Here is a 16,767-nt window from a genome sequence, read left to right as displayed (position 1 = left end):
GCCGGAGAGCGCGATGAGGTAGCTAATCCTACACCACGCAATGCGGCACGATCCTCGCTGCTACCGGAATGAAAAATCCTGTGAGGACGTTGGCTCGGCACCGGTCTGGAATGCTTGTTCCTTGGCGGCAATCGATGCATCGGAGGAGAACGGGAAGCCTCCATTTTTGCCGTGCCATCCATCCACGCGGCAGGTCGCCGGGATGTCGTCGAGAAACATGGAGGGCTGCATTTTTCCGTAACGGAACCCGGCATGGGACACCGTGACCAACTGCCGACCCCGGGTCAGCGCCACATAGGCCAAGCGGCGTTCCTCTGCGAGGTCGCCGAACGAAGGCGGGAATACGCCTTGTTCCCAGGAGAGCAGGAACACATGGTCGAACTCGAGCCCCTTGCTCTTGTGCAACGTCATCATCTGGATGTGGTCGTCGACGTCGCGCTCATCCCCCGGACCACCACTCGCCAACGCGGCATGATCGAGAAGATCCCGCGCCCCATGAAAACCGCCGGCGATCATGATGAGCTCGCGCAGATTCTCGATCCGCTCGGCGGCTTCCTCGGCGCGGCTGTCCCGCCACATCTGCCAGTATCCCGTTCGTTGGAGTAGGGTGAACAGCCGGTCGGCGAGAGTGTCCGGCAGGGCCTCCCCATGACCGCGGATCGCATCGGCGAACGCGAGCGCTATTGCACGGTTGCGCGGCGGCAGCGGCGCGGTCTCGATCGCCGCGAGCAGCGAGCATTGCCGCCAGCTCGCCTCGCCTTCGAGGCAGGCGAGTGCCTTCTCTCCGAAGCCGCGCGCTGGCACGTTGATCATCCGCCTGACCGCCTCGTCGGACTGGACGGAATCCGGCGATGCCGAGATCCGCAGCAGGGCGAGCGCATCCTTGATCTCGGCGCGCTGGTAGAACCCAACGTCGCCAACGAGCACATAGGGCACCCGGCTGCGGATCAGCGACTCCTCGATCGCCCGTGACTGGAAATTGCTACGATAGAGAACGGCCATCGTTCCAAACCGGGCTCCTTCGCCATGCCGGCAGAGGATCCGATCCACGATGCCGTCAGCCTCGGCCGTGCCATCGCGGAAGCGAACCACCTCGATCGGATGGCCGGCGGCCTTCCGGGTGAATAGGGTCTTGCCCATCCGTTCCTTATCGTGGGCGATCACGGCATTGGCCGCTGCGATGATCAGGCCGGTGGACCGGAAGTTTTCTTCGAGCCGGACCTGCGAGCCGCGCGGGTAGTCGGTTAGGAACCGCCGCAGGTACCGGATGTCGCTGCCGCGCCAGCCGAAGATCGCCTGGTCATCGTCCCCGACGCAGAACAGCTGGCGGTGTGTACCGGCGAGCAGGTTGATCCACCGGTACTGGGCGAAACACACGTCTTGATATTCATCTGCCAGCACGCAATCGAACCGGTCCGCCCATCGTGCGCGATAGGCGGCGTTGCGGCTCATGGCGAGTGTCGGCCAGAGGATAAGGTCCCCAAAATCCGCTGCGTTCGCGTCGCGCAGGTAACGCTGGTACTCCTGATAGATGCCGACGGCCGCGCGCATGCCGATCTGATCGACGGGGGTTCCCTCGCGCGACGCCTGTACGATCAGCCCCTCGACCCGTACAGCGGCGTCCCCGGGCGCGATGAGATTATCCTTGAACCGAGCGATCCTGCCGCAGATCTGCTTGAGCAGATCGGGATCGGAGTCGCCCGCACCCTCTCCCGCCTCGATATTCCTGGCCTTGAGCACGCGTCGCACGACGCGACGGCTGTCATCAGCGTCGTATATCTCGAAATCCGGCCGCAGGCTGGCGACTTCCGGTTCGGCCCGCAACTGCCGGGCGCAGAGTCCATGAAACGTGCCGACCCATTTCGGGCGGGTCCCGGCGCCGAGTGCTTTCTCGATCCGCGCGGTCATCTCTCGCGCTGCCTTGTTGGTGAAGGTCACCGCGAGAACGCGGGATGGTGAAATACCGCCATAGCGGATCCGGCGAACGATCGCGGCGGCCAGCGTTTTCGTCTTGCCGGTTCCGGCCCCGGCCAGCACGAGAACCGGCCCGTCCTGCCAGACCGCGTCCCGCTGGGAGTCTGTCAGATCGGCGAACGGGTCTCGATCGCCCGAAGTAACCGGGTGATCGTCGCTGCCGGCGGCTGAGGGGAGGCTATCCATCGGTGAATGCCGCTCCCTCCATGTTTCAGCCAAAGACCAGATCGTTGGCCGTGCCGCCAAGACGCTGCGCCACGTTCCGCTGGAACTCGCCGACCGTCCATCCTTGCATGCCATTGTTGGCGAGATCCTCCGCGGTAACGTATTGGGAGAGCGGTGTATCCGCAGACGCGGTTGCGATTTCGCTGCCAGGACCCGCCCCGAAGACCCAGGCGCCGTAGCTTTGAATGACTGTGGGCGGCGCGTTAATGGCCGTCGCGACGCTTTGCGAATAATTCTGGAGGATATAACCTGCAACAACCGTCTGGTCGGCTGGGTTAGTCATGTCTGCGGAAGTGTAGGGCAAACCATACTTTGAGACGGTGGAATTCCAGGTCGGCTGCGTGATCTGGTAGACCCCATATGCCGACGTGCTACCGTTCGCGTTAGCCACGTTCGTGTCATGGCTCTCCGCTTCAGCAATCCCGGCGAGCGCTTCAGCATTCAAACCAAGCTGGGAAGCAATCGCTTCACCGCCGGCCGCATACCCCGCCTGTTCGTACAGCGTCATTGCGGAACTCGAACTTCCGGATCCGGTGCCGCCACTAGTTCCGGGACTGCCAGCGCCTTGTCCCATGGGCCACTGATACGGTGACTGCGGCGCAGGGACGACAATGCCGGTGCCGAGTTCGGGATAAACGGGAACCACCATGGCGGGTTGACTCACGACCGGACCGAGATTTTGCGCGAGCGCTACAGCCCCTGTCGAGCTTGCCAGAACGACTGCAAACTCGAGCCCACGAAAGGCCATATTTCTCATGGCTAGGGCGTCCTTATGTCGAATAAGTTGATGCCCGAGGGCTGATCCCCGTCAAACGTGCAGATCGCATGCGGCGCAAGTTTGTCGTGAAAGGGATGGATGTAGGATGATCGGACGTAGCCGATTTTGCCTCGGGCGAGGTGAACTTTCGTGAAACCCGCGGTCTCCGGACCCGCTGCCAGCCAGCCGTAAGTAATACCCACCGCCGGGCTCGATGCGGATGGGGCGCTATGGATGTGTTTGTAGTCATCGACACTCAGGCACTGCCAGAATCCATGCGCGGGCGTGAATTTCGTGTGTGGAATCGAACTCTGCGGCTGGGGTGGCCCCCAGTTGCGGTGAACCAGCGCGTTGTTCTCTTTGGAAAGCTGATCGAGTTGTTTCATCTCCCGGCCCATATGCGGCTGGATCGGCTGCGGCGGGGTCTCGGATTGCGCCAGCGCGCACCCGGTCGATGCGAGCAGCGCGAGACCCGACAGGGCGGCGAGAAGTTTCGTTTTGGACAGGTTCATAGTCGGTCTCCCATGGTGAAGCTTAAGGGATGGGGGGCGTGGCCCCTTTGAGAAAACGATGATTGAGGCGGGTAAGTGTCGTGGTGCTGACGAGATCGCGAAGCGGGCAAGCCAGTAAGTCTCCGTTGGCCGTTGCGATGGTCAGAGGCGCCTGTTCGCAGGCATATCGACCGGAGACCGCGTTGCCTTCCTGGACGGAACGCCACGCATACCCGCCGATGACGCAGGCGAGGAGCACCGCGCCGGCGATGGCTGCGCCCATGATGTTGTGTCGAAGGTTCCAACGTTTCTGGAAGATCACGTTGGCACTCTTGTTCGCCTCGACGATTTGCTGGCCAAGTCTCTTGACGGTCGCATCGATCTTCGCCTGCAGGTCGGTTTCCATCTCTGCGCGCTTCAGACGCAGCCTGTCGATCTCCGTGCGGAGGACCTCATGCTGGGCGCGGGACGCATCGACGACATCCCGGCGGAACGCCGCACGACTGTCGGCAAAAGTCGTTGCGATGGTTCCGAGTTCCGTCCCGATGCCGTCGAGGAGACCTGCTAAATGAATGAAGCTGACGGCAATCCCGCTCGACCAGGTGAACGCTGCATCATCTTCGGCCACCCCCTTGGCGCGGAGATCCTCGACAAGATGAACGGCCTCCGCCCGAAGTTGCTGAGCAAGCCGCGCCTGCGACGACAGCGGCGGGATGGTCTGGTCGGCGGGATTGATCGCATTCACGGCAGCACGTCCTCAACCCCGGCTTGACGATGCTGCATTTCAAGCTTGCGGTTCCAGTCTTCGACCATGATCTGCATGGTCGGAGGCGCGCGGCGACCGTTTCGGCCCGGCCGGTTCGTGAGCACGTCGTTGATCGACAGACCGAGTGCGCGCATCTCATCCAGGCAGATGATCCGTGGAACACTGACCGCCTTGATACCGGCTGCCTCGAGCTCTTTGAATTGCTGATGCTGTGTCACTGGCAGAAAGACGGACGCGGGATCCTGGCTGGTCCGAAGCACGCCACTGTTGAGGTAAAGGATGGTCCGGCGAGCGTCGAACTGAGAATCGTCGATGGTCGCGAGGACGTGCCGGAAATCCTCCTCGTCAGGTCCGAGAAAGAAGGCCTGTACCAGCACGATCTCGAATCGCTCAGCGAAATTGGCGAGGTCGAGGTCCTGGACGAATTCCTGAACAATCCGATCTCCACCGCCCAGGTCGAGTACGCGCGATACCCGGTCTTCGGCCATCGAGTTGAGTTCGGCCATTAGCCAGTCGCGGATCGTGCCCAGTGCCTCATTCACAGGGACGCTGGCACCATCCTGAACCGGGATCCCATCGGCGTCATGGGCAGGATAGAAAGTTTTGAGCGTGCAGCTCCGCAAATCACCGTCAAGCGCCTGAGCCCGCCTTTCGTTTCGGCGGGCGCGCTGGATCAGCCAGTCACAGAGTGTACTGCCTCCCGTTCGTCCGCGCCCGCGACGCACGAAGAGTACGGGCGGTCGAGCCGGCGACGCGTGCGTCGCGAGTTCCACACCTAATTCAGGATCGTGATCGTTGAGGTCCATAGTTCTCACCTTTCTTCACTTCGTCCATGATTCTCTGTATTTCCGTGAGGTGCGCCAGGACACGCTCGCCGGTTGCATCAGCGTCGAACCGCGCGATGTAAACGGCAAATCCCGCGTCGGTGAGATCGTTGACCAGGTCCTGCTGCAGCGTGGCGAACGGCGTGTGCCGATCATCAATGAGAATCCCGTTGCGCGTTGTTTGCACGCCCCACGCCTGCTCGTAGGACAGCTTGGCGGATTTCCCGGGCGGTAATGGCTCTCGCGCCAACGGGGCAGTATCAGCCTGCCACTTCTTCGTGACGATCATCGGCGGTTTTCCCGGTCGGAAAACGACGCTCCCTACCATCGGGGGCGGTCGGGTTGTTGCGGGCGTCGCAATCGTCTGCGCCGGAGGTTCGGACATCTGCGGCGGGCTGGGCGTGTTGGCAGGCGTGACGATCCGCGCGGCCGGGCGGGACCGCGACGCCTTCACCGCCCGAGTGACACGCTCCCAGGTGCGATAGAGGACGCGAACGGTCACCGGCCTGTGCTGCCCATCCCGGATGCCCGCTTCGTTGACCAGTTCCAGAAACTTGTCCCAGCTGCCGTATCGCGACCGCTTCTCGGCGATGGCATCGTGGTGCTCGACCATGAAGCGGTAGAGCGGCGAGTGACGGTCGGTGTCTTCGAGGGCCCGTGAGAAAGCCTCGGAGAACGCCACACGTCGCGGAACCTCGGTCGAAGCCATGGCTGCATTCCCTTCTGGTATCGAATGGCGGATATTTGACGAACGGGGCCGGCCGAGACCGCGCGCGTCCCGGATCGCCCCCACTCTTGCCCAGGTGGCCGCCAGCAGTTGCGGTGTGACCGGCCTGCCGCGCGTGTCGGTGATGCCGTTGTGGGCCAGCCAGTCGAGCACCGGCTGCCAGGAATCGCCCCGGCTACGTCGGGCGGCGATCGTCTCGTAATTTTCGTCCAGAATGCGAGCAAGCGCAGATCCCGCGCTGTGATGGCCGCCCTCGCCCCCGGCGTGATCAGTCGGGCGGTTCGTCGTTTCCGGATCCAGGTTGGTGGTGTTCGCCCACTCCGGTTTCGTCGTTTCCGGATTGGTCGCGTTCGGGTTCGCCATCTCCTGCGGTCTCATGACCGGTCTCCCCGGCTGACGGATCCCCGGGCGCATCGTCGCGGCGACGTCTCCCTCGCCGCACAACCGGCCATTTGTAACTCTTCCGCTCCTTGAAGCGGCGCGTCGGGTTGGAAAGATCGGGCAGGCCGGGGGATGGTCTTTGAGTTCCGAACCCGCTCAAAAGAGCCGCGTTCATCGTCTCCCAGGCGCTTGTGAGCGTCTCCAGCGTGACCTCGTTGCCGTCGCGATCGCGGATACCGTTTTTCCGTATCACGCCCAGAATGAAGTCCATGCTTTCCGTCTTGGCAATGATCCGTTCGATCGCATCGTAATTCTTGCCCAGATACGCGATCAGGCGATCCCTGGGATTGCGCTGGAGATAGATCTCGATCCGGGCCGTGCGTCGTGGGCCGTACAAGAGATGCTTGGTCATGACAGCCTACCAATACTGCCCACGATATCGCCGACGCATGATGGGCGTTCGGCCGAAGAGAAACAGGCCTGCGAGGCAGGTCACACCGAGACCGACGAGGTCCGGTTCGGTCAGATCTCGCAGAAGCTGAAATACAACGCCATAGACGATCGCGTGCAGCACCATCACGGTCGGGTAATGCATGTCTTTCCTCCCCTGATCCGGTCAAATCAGCGTCCCACATTGGCACGTCTCCAATCCGCACGAAATTCCCTCCCCGTAACGTATCGACAGATAATAGACCTCGATATCGGCAGGATGCCGGGCGGTCTCGATGAAACGGACGATCGGTGCGGAACCTGCACCGGGTTCGATGAAGAGGCTCATCGGCCGCCTCGCGCGATCGCCTCGATCTGCTGGTTGAGCGAGGTGATCATCTGATGGAATTCTGCCAGTGACATCGGCGGCAATCTGGTGCGCTGACGACGCGGCTGCGGTGCCCGCATCGCTTCGACCGCCTGCGATGCCGCCGCGGCATCGCCGCGCGCCCAGGCCTCCGCCTGTTCGATCATCGCGCGGCAGACCGCGTCGAGAACGGGATCCATCGGTTCCTGACGCAATGCCGCAATCTCGACCGGGGCCGGTTTCAACATCTGTTGCAGGATCGTCTTCGGCGCTTCGTCGGGACCGGCGACCGTTTCGAAACCCGCCCCGTCGTCGAGAGCGGGCACCTGGGTTTCGGGCAGATCCTGCACGTGGCGGCAGAGCGTGTCGGCGACATCCGTCCCGTCGATGACCTTGCCGGTCGCGACGGCCTCGCGCATGCCGGCGAGGATTACATCGAGCGCGTTGCTCCGGGGCAGCGGGGCAAAGGGGTCGAACTCCCGGCCGGCTCTGCGGATGGCGGTCTCGGTGGCTTCGCAGGAGGCGATCAGCACGGCGCGATCGGCCATCGCCATCTGGATCGGGCGGTTGATCCGCGAGACGCCCTTCGGGGCGGGATTGACGTAGATCAGGTTGGCGTACATCCGCATCGCACCGAACAGGATGACCGCCTCGCCTTCAATCTGCCCGCGCAGATCCGCAAAATCCACCCGTTTGGTCCGCTGGACGTCGGCGCGCGAGGTTTCGAGATATCCGCCAACCCCCGAAGAATCATAGCCAGCGACCTGGGTAACAAAACTGTCCCCCGCGGTGTTCTCGACATAGTCCCGGGTTGGGCCGCCTTCCTGAGTCCGCATCAGGATCTGGAGATTGAGATTGCCGAGCCAGGAATAGAGCGCATCGCCGATCCGGGCGCGGATACCGGCGATTTCCTGAAAGCCGAGCATGAATGCAAAACCGAGCCCGCGCCCCATGGCGAGCATCTTGTCCATGCCGGCGACGGCATAATAGCCGACCTCGTCGAGGGCGACCGGATAGGCGGAGGGGGAGAAGGACGGATCGTTATCGATGATATCGGCGATGTCGCCTTCGAGGTTCACGCCGAGGACCTGCGCCATCATGTTACGCATGGCCGAGACAACGATCTTGCCGAGAGCCGCGGTGGTTTCGCCGGCGTTCTCGAGGGCGGGCAGGTTGACCACGAGGATGCGGCGGTTGAGGACGATATCGCGCATATCGATGTCGCCGTTCTGGCACTTGAAGATGTGGCCGAGTGTGACGGCCAGCTGGGTGAATGTCTGCCGGAAATGCAGCAGCACGAAACTGTGCTGGCGCGAGGGTTCGGTGGATTTCTGGCGGTTCCAGTCGAGTTGCAGATTGAAATCCCCGGTCTCGCCGAGATAGGCGCGGAGCGGATAGAGCAGCGCATCGGGGATATCCGCGATGTCGATCGCGTGCGGTTCGTCACGGTCGGAGATGCGAACGAGAAATTTCTTCTTCGCCGCGATGGCTGCGACCGAGCGGAGTTCGGTGGCGTAGCGGATGCGCTCGATATCGATCGGGATCTGCTTGTTGTCGCGGACCCAGACGAGGACGGGGGCGAGGGAGCCGAGGAGAGCGATCGCGCCGGCGCGGAAGACGCCGTTGCTGTCACCGCCGCCCGAGGGGTTTTCCTCGATCTGGCTGACCAGGAGTTCGCGCAGCACGTCGGCGTTGCAGGTGGCGAAGGGATTGAACGTGTTGGTATCGCGATTGCCGCTGGCGACGAGGTAGTTCTGGGTCAGCACGTTGTCCTCGAGGCCAGTGCGGCGGGCGAGCGCGATGACATCGCTGTAGACCCGGTTCTGCGCTTTGCCGTCGACGATGGTGAAGCCGCTGCCCTGCAGGAGCGAGTTACTCAGGATGCTGATGATGGCGCGGGTCTTGCCGGCGCCGGTGGTGCCGAGGATCGGAATGCCCTGGCGCATATCGTCATCCGCGGCCCAGACCTGCTTCAGCGAGTTCCAGATATGGCCGAGATAATAGGTCCCTGCGGCCGGGCGCGGCTTGCGCGAGCCGGGCAGCGGATGGTTGCGGTCCTTCAGCTTGGAGTGGACGGGCAGGCGGAACGGCAGCACGACGGCGCCGGAGAGCGTGTAGAGGGCGATGCCGAGGCTGCCGAGCAGGGCGAGGTTCAGTGAGGCGGGTTCGATCACGCCGATGAAGCCAAGCCCGATGATCAGGAAGCCACCGAACGCGGTCCGTACCAGATCGAGGAAGCGCGTCGATCCCGGGCGGACGTCGCGATAGAGTTGCGCGCCGGTGCGCTCGGTATTGTTGTCCGGACCGATGACGACCCGCTTGCTCATGAGTGCAATCCGAACAGCGCGCCCGGATCGGGGGGCGGCGGCAGCTGCGGAGGCGGTGCCGCGATGCGGGCGGGTTCGGAACGTCCGACCGGCACGTGTAGTTCTAAGGGGGCGGGATACGGAGCGGCGACTTCTGCCGAGCGAGGGGGCGCGACGATCGAAGGAATGTCTGGGCCCCGTGCGGGTGCCGCGATGTCGCGGGGGATCAATTCGCTGCCCCGCGACGGTCCCAGCCGGAAGACCGAACCGATCACCATGCCGACGACGAGGAACCCGGCAAAAGTGACGGTCATCGCAGCGAAGCGCCCGAGACGACCGCCGGATGGCGCGGGCGTGGTGATCGGTGCCGGATCATCCTTTGGATGCATCCTTGCGCGGGGATCGCCGGAATACGCATCCCTGCCGCCCCCGCCTGACGAAGGCCAGCTGAGACGGAATGAACAGTCGCGCCACGGCAAGGTCTCGATGCAGGGGAGCGGCTCACCTTCGGAGTCGATGGTGATCTGGGGTTTCCCGTCGATCGAGCGCAGGTGGATCAGCATCAGCGTATCTCCTTGATCGGCCGGCCGCGATTGGTCGCATCGCGCAGGCGCTGGTTGATCGCCTCCATCGCCATCTCCATCCGGGGGCGCGGGAGTCTCTGCCGCACCGCCCGTTCGGCCTCCCAATGGGCACGGCTGCCGAGCGCCTCGATCCGGGCGTTCGGCTGGGGCCCGTAATCGCTGATGGTCAGGGGAAACCCGAGACTATGCAGCGCGTACCAGAGCGGGCGATCGACCAGTTTGAGAAAGGCGAACTGGCCGGGTGCGAGAACCCCGGCGCGCGCCCTGGCGTGCATCAGGAGACCCATCAGCGCGGTAGAGGTGAAGGCGTAGGTCGCCATTTCCGCAAGGGCGGGGTGGACGATCTCGGGACGATGCAGGACCGCATCGACCGCGGCGACGGCGTCGGGCGACAGGACCAGCGGGGCTGTCGGGCCGGTGCGGGCGAGCGGATCGGCCTTCCTATCCTGTTGGGCTGCCTCTTCGGGCGTGAGGGGGGCGAGGGATGTGGAAAGGACACCGAGCAGCACGCGGGCTTCGTCGCGTTCGCGTGCGGCATGCAGGCCAAAGACCGCGACCATGGCGCGGACCTGCGGGGTCGCCTCGTCGAGACCGCGCCATACCGGTCCCAGCTGGGCGACCAGCGCGCCATGGGCGGCGATCGGATCGTAGCGGCCTTCGGCATCGAGCGCGAACAGGCCGATCCATTCACCGAGATGCAGCGCGAAATCCGCCTGCCTGACCGCCTCCGTGCCGGGCCGGACGAGACTGTGCCGCCGGTCGAGGAAGGCGGCAATCGAGGGGAAATTCAACACCTGCAGCTTCATCAACCCCTCGAAATCCAGCGGGCGCGCGAAGCGCTCGCCGGGGGCCTTCCAGATCGTCAGGGCAGCGAGGCCGGCGAGGAAGAGGGTGACCGGAATACGGTACACCCGCCCGACGAAAGCGCAGGCGAGGACGATCTGATGCAGCGTCACGGTCGCGGGATGGGCGGTTGCCATGGCCTGGCGCGCCTGGTCGACGCTGTGGGTCCAGAGGGAGGCGGGCCAGAGTTCCGCGTGCAGGACAGCCAGTACGACAAGGGAGATGATCGCGTGTTCCTTGAACCAGCCGAAGAACAGCAGGCCGCCAATCAGGATCACCATGAAGACGAGGGCAAGCCCGGCCTCCTCGAGGGAATTCTGCCGGGTGCGAAGACTGCCGCTCATGAGGTCCTGCTTTCATGCGCGCGCATCTCGGCCTGAAGGTGGCGGGCTTCGGCCAGCACCGCGCGGAGATACTCGCTCTCGAAAACTCTCGTGTGGGAATGATAGTAGGCGACGCCGCGCCAGAGATGGCCATCCGCCGCCTTGATCGCCTTGTGCAAAATCCACGTCCCCGCGACGAGGTTGGCGCAGAAATTGTTCTCGAGCTCGGCGTAGGTTTGCGGCACCGTCAACCGCCAGTGACGGGCAAGTGTGGGGAGCCAGATCTGGTTGATCTGCATCGGGCCGATATCGACGGTGCCGTTGGCATTCGGGTGGACCGCGCCGAGCGCGCCCCCCTCGACATGCAGCAGGATGACGATGACGATGGGGGAGATGTGCCAGGTCGAGGCCGCGGCTTCGATGCAGGCCGCGATCTGCCGATCGGGATCGGGGCGGGCGATCGGCGATGGAGAGTCCGGAGATGGCAGCGGTTGCGCCGTGATCGTGGTTGACGCGCTCGAGGCAGGTGAGGCGAGCAGGCAACCGGCCAAGGCCATCGCCACCAACCATGCCCTGATCGGGGACAACTGCCACGCGGCGCGCGGCTGCCTGCTCATGGCGACGGTCCTGACAGGGGGGATTGTTCCGGACCTTGCTCGACGCTGGGAGTGGAACCGGCGTCGAGACCCGCCGCCCCCGTCATACGGATCAATCGCGTCCGCGACAACTCGACGACGAGCTTGAGATCGTCAGCCATCAGGCGGCCATTGCGCGCGATCTGATCCGTCGCTTCCATCATCGCCAGAATGACGTCGCTGAAGCGCTGATGGCGCACGGCAGCCACCCGAAAGCCCAGAAGAGAAACCCGCTCTGGCGCGAGATCGGTCTCGACCCCCTTGCCGGTCGCCTCGCGCAGCAGCGCGTCGCCGGCGACCAGAAAGGCCGGCAGCAGCCCGGCCGGGGCTGCCGCGACATGGCTCGGCACCCGGTGAAGCTGCCAGCTCGCGATGCTACGCAGCATCACCGGGCGGGAGTCACGGTCGAGCACCGCCTCGAGAACGCGGCTGACCCGGGTGAGATCGAGTGCCGCACTCATGCGTGGTCCCGTTTCCAGCTATCGCGCCGGGCCGGCCGGATGGGACCGAAGATCCAGCCCCGGATGATACGGAACGCGGCCGTGAACCGGACACCGGCATATTCCACGCCGGCGAAGATCAGCACACCAACGCCGGCAATCTTCAGCGTCAGCAAGCTCCAATGGACAAGAAAGATCATCAGCGGCACCAGCGCGCGCGCATCGATCACGTACAGCCTGAAGGGCGACATGGTATAGCGCCACACGGATCACCTCCTTTCTGCGGGAATGACATCAGCCGACATCGCCGAATTCCCGGCCGATCAGGTACGCGGTCTCCTCGGTGATCTTGCCCCGCGCGAGCGCGCGCTGGGCTGCCACCCGGAAGGACTGGCCATGCCTGGCCAGCGCATCATGGGCGATCTCGGGCCAGACCGAGGGGGCTGCGCTCAGCAACTTGCGGCGCAGCGCGTCGTCGAACACCAGATACTCACGCAATGCCGTGCGTTTGCCGTCCGCCGAGGGGACGAGGCGCTGGTTGACGACGAGGCGGAGCGACTGCGCCAGCTGCACCGCAACCGCCTCGCGTTCGTTGACCGGGCAGAAGCTGACCGCACGCTGGATCGTCTCGACCATGCTGCCAGCGTGCAAGGTCGTGTAGACGCCGCACCCGGCGATCGAGAGATGGCAGGCGGGCACCATCGTTTCGGAATCACGGCACTCGCCGACGATCACCATCTTCGGGTTGCGCCGCATCGCGTTGCGCGCACCGGCGGCAAAGCTCGGCAGATGACGCGGGATCTCGGACTGGCTGATCCCCGAGGACACGCTGATGATCGTGTCGTAGACGAACTCGATCGGGGCTGCGAGTTCGATGATCCAGCGGTTGCTGTCGGGATCTTCGAGGATCGCCCGCGTCATCGCCGCGAGCAGGGTGCTCTTGCCATTCTCGACCCCGCCGCTGACGATCACGAACCCCTGCCGGATCTTGAAGTTCGCGAGGATGTCCGGCTCGACGTCGAGATCGGCGAGGCGGGGCGGCACGGCTGGCAGGGTGCGCAGCGTTACGGACCCGCCGTCATTGCCGCGCGCCCGCACGGCAGTCGCATTGACCCGGAAGCGAAGCAAGTGACGGCGGCTCGGACGGAACTCGTAACTGACGTCGAAATCCTCGCCCGCGCGCAACCTTGCCTGCCCGTCCGCGCCGTAGAGCCGGTTGATCGCCTCCTCGACCTCGGCGTCGATCAGGGTGCGGCTGGTAACCGGGATTTCCCGACCGTGAATCCGGATCCAGACCGGCAGGTTGTTCTGCAGGCGGATATCCGATGCGCCCTGCGCGGTCGCCCAGGCCAGAAGATCGTCGAATTCCGATCCGGTGATCCGGATCGTCTCGCCCGGCCAGAGGAGACCGCTCCGGCGGGGCGGTTCGTGGTCCGGCACCATCGTGATGATTTCGTTCACGGCGTCGTCTCCTCGCCATCGCCCCGCAGCAGGGCGATGATCAGGCCAGCCCGGCGCCCATGGCGGTCGGTGACGGTCATGCGCATGACCGGGCGTCGCCGGCTCAGAAACCGGCAAGCGCCGGCGCCGAGTTGACTAACTATCTGCCAGCGCTGGCTTTGGAAGAAAGCGCCGCCCCGCATCGGCCCGGTGTGGCTGATGAGACGGACCAAGGCGTGTGGCGGCACCATCCAGGGATACTGGCCAGCCACATGTTCAAGCGGATAGTCCGCCGTCAGCGACCCTTTACCGAAATATTGCACCGTGGAGCGGCACGAGGGCGGCACCATCCGCACACCATGCTGCGATGGTGGGACGATCGGATGGACCGCCAGCCGAGCCTGTGCCGCTCCTGGAACCAGTATCAGGGCGGGCAGAACGGTGATGAAGGCGACCATCGCAGCCTGACGGATCCGGGCCATCACGGTGCCTCCCCGATCGGACCACCGGACGGCAGATAGCCCGGATGCCAGTCGGCGATGTCCGGATTGAGGCCGGGCTGGTCGGTGATACGAACCACCTGGTTGCCGACGAGCATGCGGTCACGCCCGCCGGAGACGTAATGGCGATGGCTCTCCGTGTCGGGCGGTTCGACCAGCCCGGCGCGGAGCAGCACGGCGTAGCGCAGCATGCCGATATAATCAGTCTGGAGACGATCGAGATCATCGAGGAAGATCTGGACCGCCTGCTGCTCGCCGAGCGCCCAGCCCTGCGCGACCCAGCGCGACCAGTCGGCCGCCTCCGTCGCGTTGTGCGGCATCAGGTTGCGGGGGGGCGGGGTCGGCGCCGACCAGCTGCGCACGAGGAACTCGCGCCAGTTGGGCGATGCGGAGGCGAGCCTCGCCTGTTGGGTGATCTCGTAGACCTTGTCCGTCTGTTTCGCGACCTGACCACCGGGTGCCAGAGCGAAGGCGAACTGGGCCTCGGTGACGATTGGCGGCACGAGCAGGGTCTGATCGTTGCCGATCGGTTGGACCATCCGGCTGAAATCGAAGGTCTTGTCGAGCGTGTGGCGGTATTGCGAGAGATCGATATTGATCGTGTAGCTTTCCGCTGCGAGCCCGCCGCGCGCACCATAGGAGAGAGCGGCCTGACGCAGCGCGTGAAGACGAAGCGGGGAAATCGTCTTGCCGGGGATCTGGCCCGGGCGTGCCGCCTGCAATGCGGCGAGCGAGGGCGGCGCCTGTCCGCCGACGATCTGCCCGTCGATCCGTGCGCCGGCGATCGGCGTGTTGAGCGGATTGGCGTTCGCGGCATAGCCGCGATCAACCGCGCCGACCGAGGGTGAGAGCCCGTATTGCGGAAAGGGTGGTACGCTCGCCGGTCCCGCCCCGGCCCAGGCTGCGTGAACCCGAAGCAGGGCGATCGGCAAGGTGATCCCGAGACCGGCAATGCGGCGCAGATGCGGGGTTGTCGGCATGTTTCCACGCTTTCTCATGAGGGGGGCACAACCCAGCCGGCGTCGATCTTGACGACGAGCAGGCGCCAGACCCGATGGCGCATCGCCGTGATCCATGAGGACCATTGCGCTTGCGGCATCTGGTAGATCTCGAGCACCTGGTTTTGCCGGCGTTCGAACGCGGTTTCCTGGAAATACGGCACTGGGTTGATGCCGCGCGTCTTCAGAAGATACTGGCTGTAGAGATAGGCCGCGACGTCCTCGGCATTGCAGGTCACGAACCGCCCGAACCATCCCGGATGGTCATTGACCGCGTAACAGGAGCGGACGTCTCGCGCGACCGCGGGCATTCCATCTGTGGATTCCGAGACGAAGTAATCCACCCCCGAGGACATGAAAGTGTACATGACGACATGCGGGTCATAGAGCATGTTCGCCGCGGCGCGCGGGATCGGGGTCATGGTGGCGGTGACCGTGATCAGTGAGAACAATCCGATCCGGCCGGCGAGCCAGTACCGCCCTCGTGCGGGTTTGCGGCGAGACAGGATCGGCGGCTTTACCCACGTTGCCATCTCAATCCTCCCGATCCGGACGTGTTTTTGCCATGGCGTATGCGGAGCGGACGGTGACCGCCCCGGCGCCGAGGCGCTCGTCGCGCACCGCGCGGATGATGCCGATCAGGACGCCGACGCCCATGCTCAGGACGACATCGCGTATATCCTGGCGCGACAGGAGCGTGGAGAATGAATTCCTGAAATACGGGGCATACACCGCGTAGCTCATCGCCACGAAACCGCCGACCACGATCCCGTAGCGTGTGCCGGAGAGCGCGATATCGCCGGCGAATGCGGCAAGCTCGCCAACGGGTTCGAAAAACCGGGTTACCGAGCCGGGCGGATCGAGATCGACCGGGTGGTCGGACGGGCGGGACTCAATTTCCATATCTCATGCCTCTCAATCGGACTGAAGCTTTTGCGGGACGGTGCCGGACAAGGCGGGCACCGGCTGGGCGCGGATCATGGGGCCGCCGGGATCGACATCGCGCGCAGCCGGGTTGGCGGGAGCTGCAGCCGGAACCGGCGTGACCGCGCCCGTCGCCGCGTTGCCAGGAGGAGATTCGATGACCGAGATCTTATGGTTCCGCGGGTCGATCGACACATCCGCGCTGGATCCGGCCTGGATGCCGAGTTCGCGGATGACGGTGATGACCGGGACGTGATGGACATCGATCGCAACCGGGATCGGGCGGTGCAGCCGGGCGCGTTCGACAAGGGCCTGGTAGCCGACGATCTTCGCGAGCGCGCGCACGGCGGGAACGAGATGGCCGTGATATGTCCAGCCGATCGGTTGCTGGAGTTCGGCCGGAACGACGGCGGGCAGACGGGCGGAAGCCAGTTCGGTGACCGGCACGCCGTTGAGTTGCCGGACTGCCGCATCGGTGCGCGCGATCGCCCGGTTCAGCGCGGTTTGGATGTTCGGCATGCCGGGTGTTGCAACAGCTGGTGCTCCGAGCGGTTGCGCCGTGGCACAGCCGGTCAGTCCGATGATCCCTGCCACGCCGATGATCGATCCAATACGCATGGTCATCCTCCTCGCCGGCAAGCTGCCGCCAAACGATGCAAACGGGATCGGTTTTTTCCGGGGGTGCGCATTATTTTTTTCGGATGACCAGTTTGTCGAAGATCATGTCGATCCGTTCGAGACCTTCCTGACGACTGGCAACGTCGAACTGGATCAGATCGTGACCATGGATGACGACGTTGCACGAGCCGTTCCGCATCTCGCGCAATGTCATC

22 protein-coding genes are annotated in these 16,767 nt (G+C 64.3%); 1 reads left to right on the top strand and 21 read right to left on the bottom strand.

Annotation, left to right across the window (positions count from 1 at the left end):
- Positions 1–60: 60 nt before the first annotated feature.
- Genes AruPA_RS17925 through AruPA_RS17825 form a run of 21 tightly spaced genes read right to left on the bottom strand, consistent with a single transcriptional unit; the run spans position 61 to position 16,552 of the window.
- The gene (locus AruPA_RS17925; RefSeq protein WP_265638128.1) at positions 61–2,160 is read right to left on the bottom strand and encodes an ATP-dependent helicase; all 2,100 of its coding nucleotides are present in this window, start codon (positions 2,158–2,160) and stop codon (positions 61–63) included.
- A gap of 25 nt (positions 2,161–2,185) precedes the next feature.
- Entirely contained in the window at positions 2,186–2,956 is a 771-nt protein-coding gene (locus AruPA_RS17920; RefSeq protein ID WP_265638127.1) for a transglycosylase SLT domain-containing protein, read from the bottom strand.
- Between the two features lie 2 nt (positions 2,957–2,958).
- A complete protein-coding gene (locus AruPA_RS17915) occupies positions 2,959–3,468 on the bottom strand; it encodes a hypothetical protein (RefSeq protein ID WP_265638126.1) in 510 nt (169 codons plus the stop codon).
- A gap of 22 nt (positions 3,469–3,490) precedes the next feature.
- Positions 3,491–4,192, bottom strand: a complete 702-nt coding sequence (locus AruPA_RS17910; protein ID WP_265638125.1) for a hypothetical protein — start codon at positions 4,190–4,192, stop codon at positions 3,491–3,493.
- Positions 4,189–5,019, bottom strand: a complete 831-nt coding sequence (locus AruPA_RS17905; protein ID WP_265638124.1) for a hypothetical protein — start codon at positions 5,017–5,019, stop codon at positions 4,189–4,191. Before AruPA_RS17905 ends, AruPA_RS17910 begins: the two co-directional genes overlap by 4 nt.
- Entirely contained in the window at positions 4,994–6,127 is a 1,134-nt protein-coding gene (locus AruPA_RS17900; protein WP_265638123.1) for a hypothetical protein, read from the bottom strand. The genes AruPA_RS17905 and AruPA_RS17900 overlap by 26 nt, the downstream gene beginning before the upstream one ends.
- Positions 6,033–6,557, bottom strand: a complete 525-nt coding sequence (locus AruPA_RS17895) for a hypothetical protein (RefSeq protein ID WP_265638122.1) — start codon at positions 6,555–6,557, stop codon at positions 6,033–6,035. Before AruPA_RS17895 ends, AruPA_RS17900 begins: the two co-directional genes overlap by 95 nt.
- Before the next feature lie 6 nt (positions 6,558–6,563).
- Positions 6,564–6,740: a hypothetical protein gene (locus AruPA_RS17890; RefSeq protein ID WP_265638121.1), complete on the bottom strand. Its 177-nt coding sequence runs from the start codon at positions 6,738–6,740 to the stop codon at positions 6,564–6,566.
- 21 nt (positions 6,741–6,761) lie between these two features.
- On the bottom strand, positions 6,762–6,923 hold the full coding sequence (locus AruPA_RS17885) for a hypothetical protein (RefSeq protein WP_265638120.1): 162 nt from the start codon (positions 6,921–6,923) through the stop codon (positions 6,762–6,764).
- Positions 6,920–9,268, bottom strand: a complete 2,349-nt coding sequence (locus AruPA_RS17880) for a type IV secretory system conjugative DNA transfer family protein (RefSeq protein ID WP_265638119.1) — start codon at positions 9,266–9,268, stop codon at positions 6,920–6,922. Before AruPA_RS17880 ends, AruPA_RS17885 begins: the two co-directional genes overlap by 4 nt.
- Positions 9,265–9,810 carry a hypothetical protein gene (locus AruPA_RS17875; RefSeq protein ID WP_265638118.1) on the bottom strand — a complete coding sequence of 182 codons (546 nt, stop codon included), beginning with the start codon at positions 9,808–9,810 and terminating at the stop codon, positions 9,265–9,267. Before AruPA_RS17875 ends, AruPA_RS17880 begins: the two co-directional genes overlap by 4 nt.
- Entirely contained in the window at positions 9,810–11,018 is a 1,209-nt protein-coding gene (locus tag AruPA_RS17870; RefSeq protein WP_265638117.1) for a hypothetical protein, read from the bottom strand. The genes AruPA_RS17875 and AruPA_RS17870 overlap by 1 nt, the downstream gene beginning before the upstream one ends.
- The gene (locus AruPA_RS17865; protein WP_265638116.1) at positions 11,015–11,614 is read right to left on the bottom strand and encodes a lytic transglycosylase domain-containing protein; all 600 of its coding nucleotides are present in this window, start codon (positions 11,612–11,614) and stop codon (positions 11,015–11,017) included. The genes AruPA_RS17870 and AruPA_RS17865 overlap by 4 nt, the downstream gene beginning before the upstream one ends.
- On the bottom strand, positions 11,611–12,093 hold the full coding sequence (locus AruPA_RS17860; RefSeq protein ID WP_265638115.1) for a hypothetical protein: 483 nt from the start codon (positions 12,091–12,093) through the stop codon (positions 11,611–11,613). Before AruPA_RS17860 ends, AruPA_RS17865 begins: the two co-directional genes overlap by 4 nt.
- The gene (gene icmT, locus AruPA_RS17855; protein WP_265638114.1) at positions 12,090–12,338 is read right to left on the bottom strand and encodes an IcmT/TraK family protein; all 249 of its coding nucleotides are present in this window, start codon (positions 12,336–12,338) and stop codon (positions 12,090–12,092) included. The genes AruPA_RS17860 and icmT overlap by 4 nt, the downstream gene beginning before the upstream one ends.
- A 28-nt stretch (positions 12,339–12,366) precedes the next feature.
- Positions 12,367–13,533, bottom strand: coding sequence for an ATPase, T2SS/T4P/T4SS family (locus tag AruPA_RS17850; RefSeq protein ID WP_265638113.1), 1,167 nt, complete (start codon positions 13,531–13,533; stop codon positions 12,367–12,369).
- Positions 13,530–13,994, bottom strand: coding sequence for a hypothetical protein (locus AruPA_RS17845; protein WP_265638112.1), 465 nt, complete (start codon positions 13,992–13,994; stop codon positions 13,530–13,532). Before AruPA_RS17845 ends, AruPA_RS17850 begins: the two co-directional genes overlap by 4 nt.
- Positions 13,994–14,992, bottom strand: a complete 999-nt coding sequence (locus AruPA_RS17840) for a type IV secretory system conjugative DNA transfer family protein (RefSeq protein ID WP_265638111.1) — start codon at positions 14,990–14,992, stop codon at positions 13,994–13,996. Before AruPA_RS17840 ends, AruPA_RS17845 begins: the two co-directional genes overlap by 1 nt.
- 14 nt (positions 14,993–15,006) lie before the next feature.
- Positions 15,007–15,543 (bottom strand): hypothetical protein, encoded by a 537-nt coding sequence (locus tag AruPA_RS17835; RefSeq protein WP_265638110.1) that lies wholly within the window; start codon positions 15,541–15,543, stop codon positions 15,007–15,009.
- A 1-nt stretch (position 15,544) separates the two neighbouring features.
- The gene (locus AruPA_RS17830) at positions 15,545–15,913 is read right to left on the bottom strand and encodes a hypothetical protein (protein WP_265638109.1); all 369 of its coding nucleotides are present in this window, start codon (positions 15,911–15,913) and stop codon (positions 15,545–15,547) included.
- Positions 15,914–15,925: 12 nt separating this feature from the next.
- On the bottom strand, positions 15,926–16,552 hold the full coding sequence (locus AruPA_RS17825; protein ID WP_265638108.1) for a DotD/TraH family lipoprotein: 627 nt from the start codon (positions 16,550–16,552) through the stop codon (positions 15,926–15,928).
- On the opposite strand from AruPA_RS17825, the gene AruPA_RS17820 reads away from it, so the two are divergent.
- The coding region (locus tag AruPA_RS17820; protein ID WP_265638107.1) for a hypothetical protein at positions 16,551–16,767 on the top strand (217 nt) is incomplete at its 3' end. The two genes, AruPA_RS17825 and AruPA_RS17820, sit on opposite strands and share 2 nt — an antisense overlap.

It is taken from the genome of Acidiphilium sp. PA (assembly GCF_026191915.1).
Classification (GTDB): Bacteria; Pseudomonadota; Alphaproteobacteria; order Acetobacterales; family Acetobacteraceae; genus Acidiphilium.
The sequence above is the reverse complement of the archived record's forward strand: the minus strand, read 5'-3'. Positions and strand labels throughout refer to the sequence as shown.

Excerpts from the sequence above, each read along its gene's own strand:
- AruPA_RS17870 (WP_265638117.1), bottom strand. The coding sequence starts at position 11,018 with ATGAGCGGCAGTCTTCGCACCCGGCAGAATTCCCTCGAGGAGGCCGGG.
- AruPA_RS17875 (WP_265638118.1), bottom strand. The coding sequence starts at position 9,810 with ATGCTGATCCACCTGCGCTCGATCGACGGGAAACCCCAGATCACCATC.
- AruPA_RS17920 (WP_265638127.1), bottom strand. The coding sequence starts at position 2,956 with ATGAGAAATATGGCCTTTCGTGGGCTCGAGTTTGCAGTCGTTCTGGCA.
- AruPA_RS17900 (WP_265638123.1), bottom strand. The coding sequence starts at position 6,127 with ATGGCGAACCCGAACGCGACCAATCCGGAAACGACGAAACCGGAGTGG.
- AruPA_RS17885 (WP_265638120.1), bottom strand. The coding sequence starts at position 6,923 with ATGAGCCTCTTCATCGAACCCGGTGCAGGTTCCGCACCGATCGTCCGT.
- AruPA_RS17915 (WP_265638126.1), bottom strand. The coding sequence starts at position 3,468 with ATGAACCTGTCCAAAACGAAACTTCTCGCCGCCCTGTCGGGTCTCGCG.
- AruPA_RS17840 (WP_265638111.1), bottom strand. The coding sequence starts at position 14,992 with ATGCCGACAACCCCGCATCTGCGCCGCATTGCCGGTCTCGGGATCACC.
- AruPA_RS17890 (WP_265638121.1), bottom strand. The coding sequence starts at position 6,740 with ATGCATTACCCGACCGTGATGGTGCTGCACGCGATCGTCTATGGCGTT.
- AruPA_RS17880 (WP_265638119.1), bottom strand. The coding sequence starts at position 9,268 with ATGAGCAAGCGGGTCGTCATCGGTCCGGACAACAATACCGAGCGCACC.
- AruPA_RS17830 (WP_265638109.1), bottom strand. The coding sequence starts at position 15,913 with ATGGAAATTGAGTCCCGCCCGTCCGACCACCCGGTCGATCTCGATCCG.
- AruPA_RS17905 (WP_265638124.1), bottom strand. The coding sequence starts at position 5,019 with ATGGACCTCAACGATCACGATCCTGAATTAGGTGTGGAACTCGCGACG.
- AruPA_RS17860 (WP_265638115.1), bottom strand. The coding sequence starts at position 12,093 with ATGAGTGCGGCACTCGATCTCACCCGGGTCAGCCGCGTTCTCGAGGCG.
- AruPA_RS17845 (WP_265638112.1), bottom strand. The coding sequence starts at position 13,994 with ATGGCCCGGATCCGTCAGGCTGCGATGGTCGCCTTCATCACCGTTCTG.
- AruPA_RS17925 (WP_265638128.1), bottom strand. The coding sequence starts at position 2,160 with ATGGATAGCCTCCCCTCAGCCGCCGGCAGCGACGATCACCCGGTTACT.
- AruPA_RS17825 (WP_265638108.1), bottom strand. The coding sequence starts at position 16,552 with ATGCGTATTGGATCGATCATCGGCGTGGCAGGGATCATCGGACTGACC.
- AruPA_RS17835 (WP_265638110.1), bottom strand. The coding sequence starts at position 15,543 with ATGGCAACGTGGGTAAAGCCGCCGATCCTGTCTCGCCGCAAACCCGCA.
- AruPA_RS17865 (WP_265638116.1), bottom strand. The coding sequence starts at position 11,614 with ATGAGCAGGCAGCCGCGCGCCGCGTGGCAGTTGTCCCCGATCAGGGCA.
- AruPA_RS17895 (WP_265638122.1), bottom strand. The coding sequence starts at position 6,557 with ATGACCAAGCATCTCTTGTACGGCCCACGACGCACGGCCCGGATCGAG.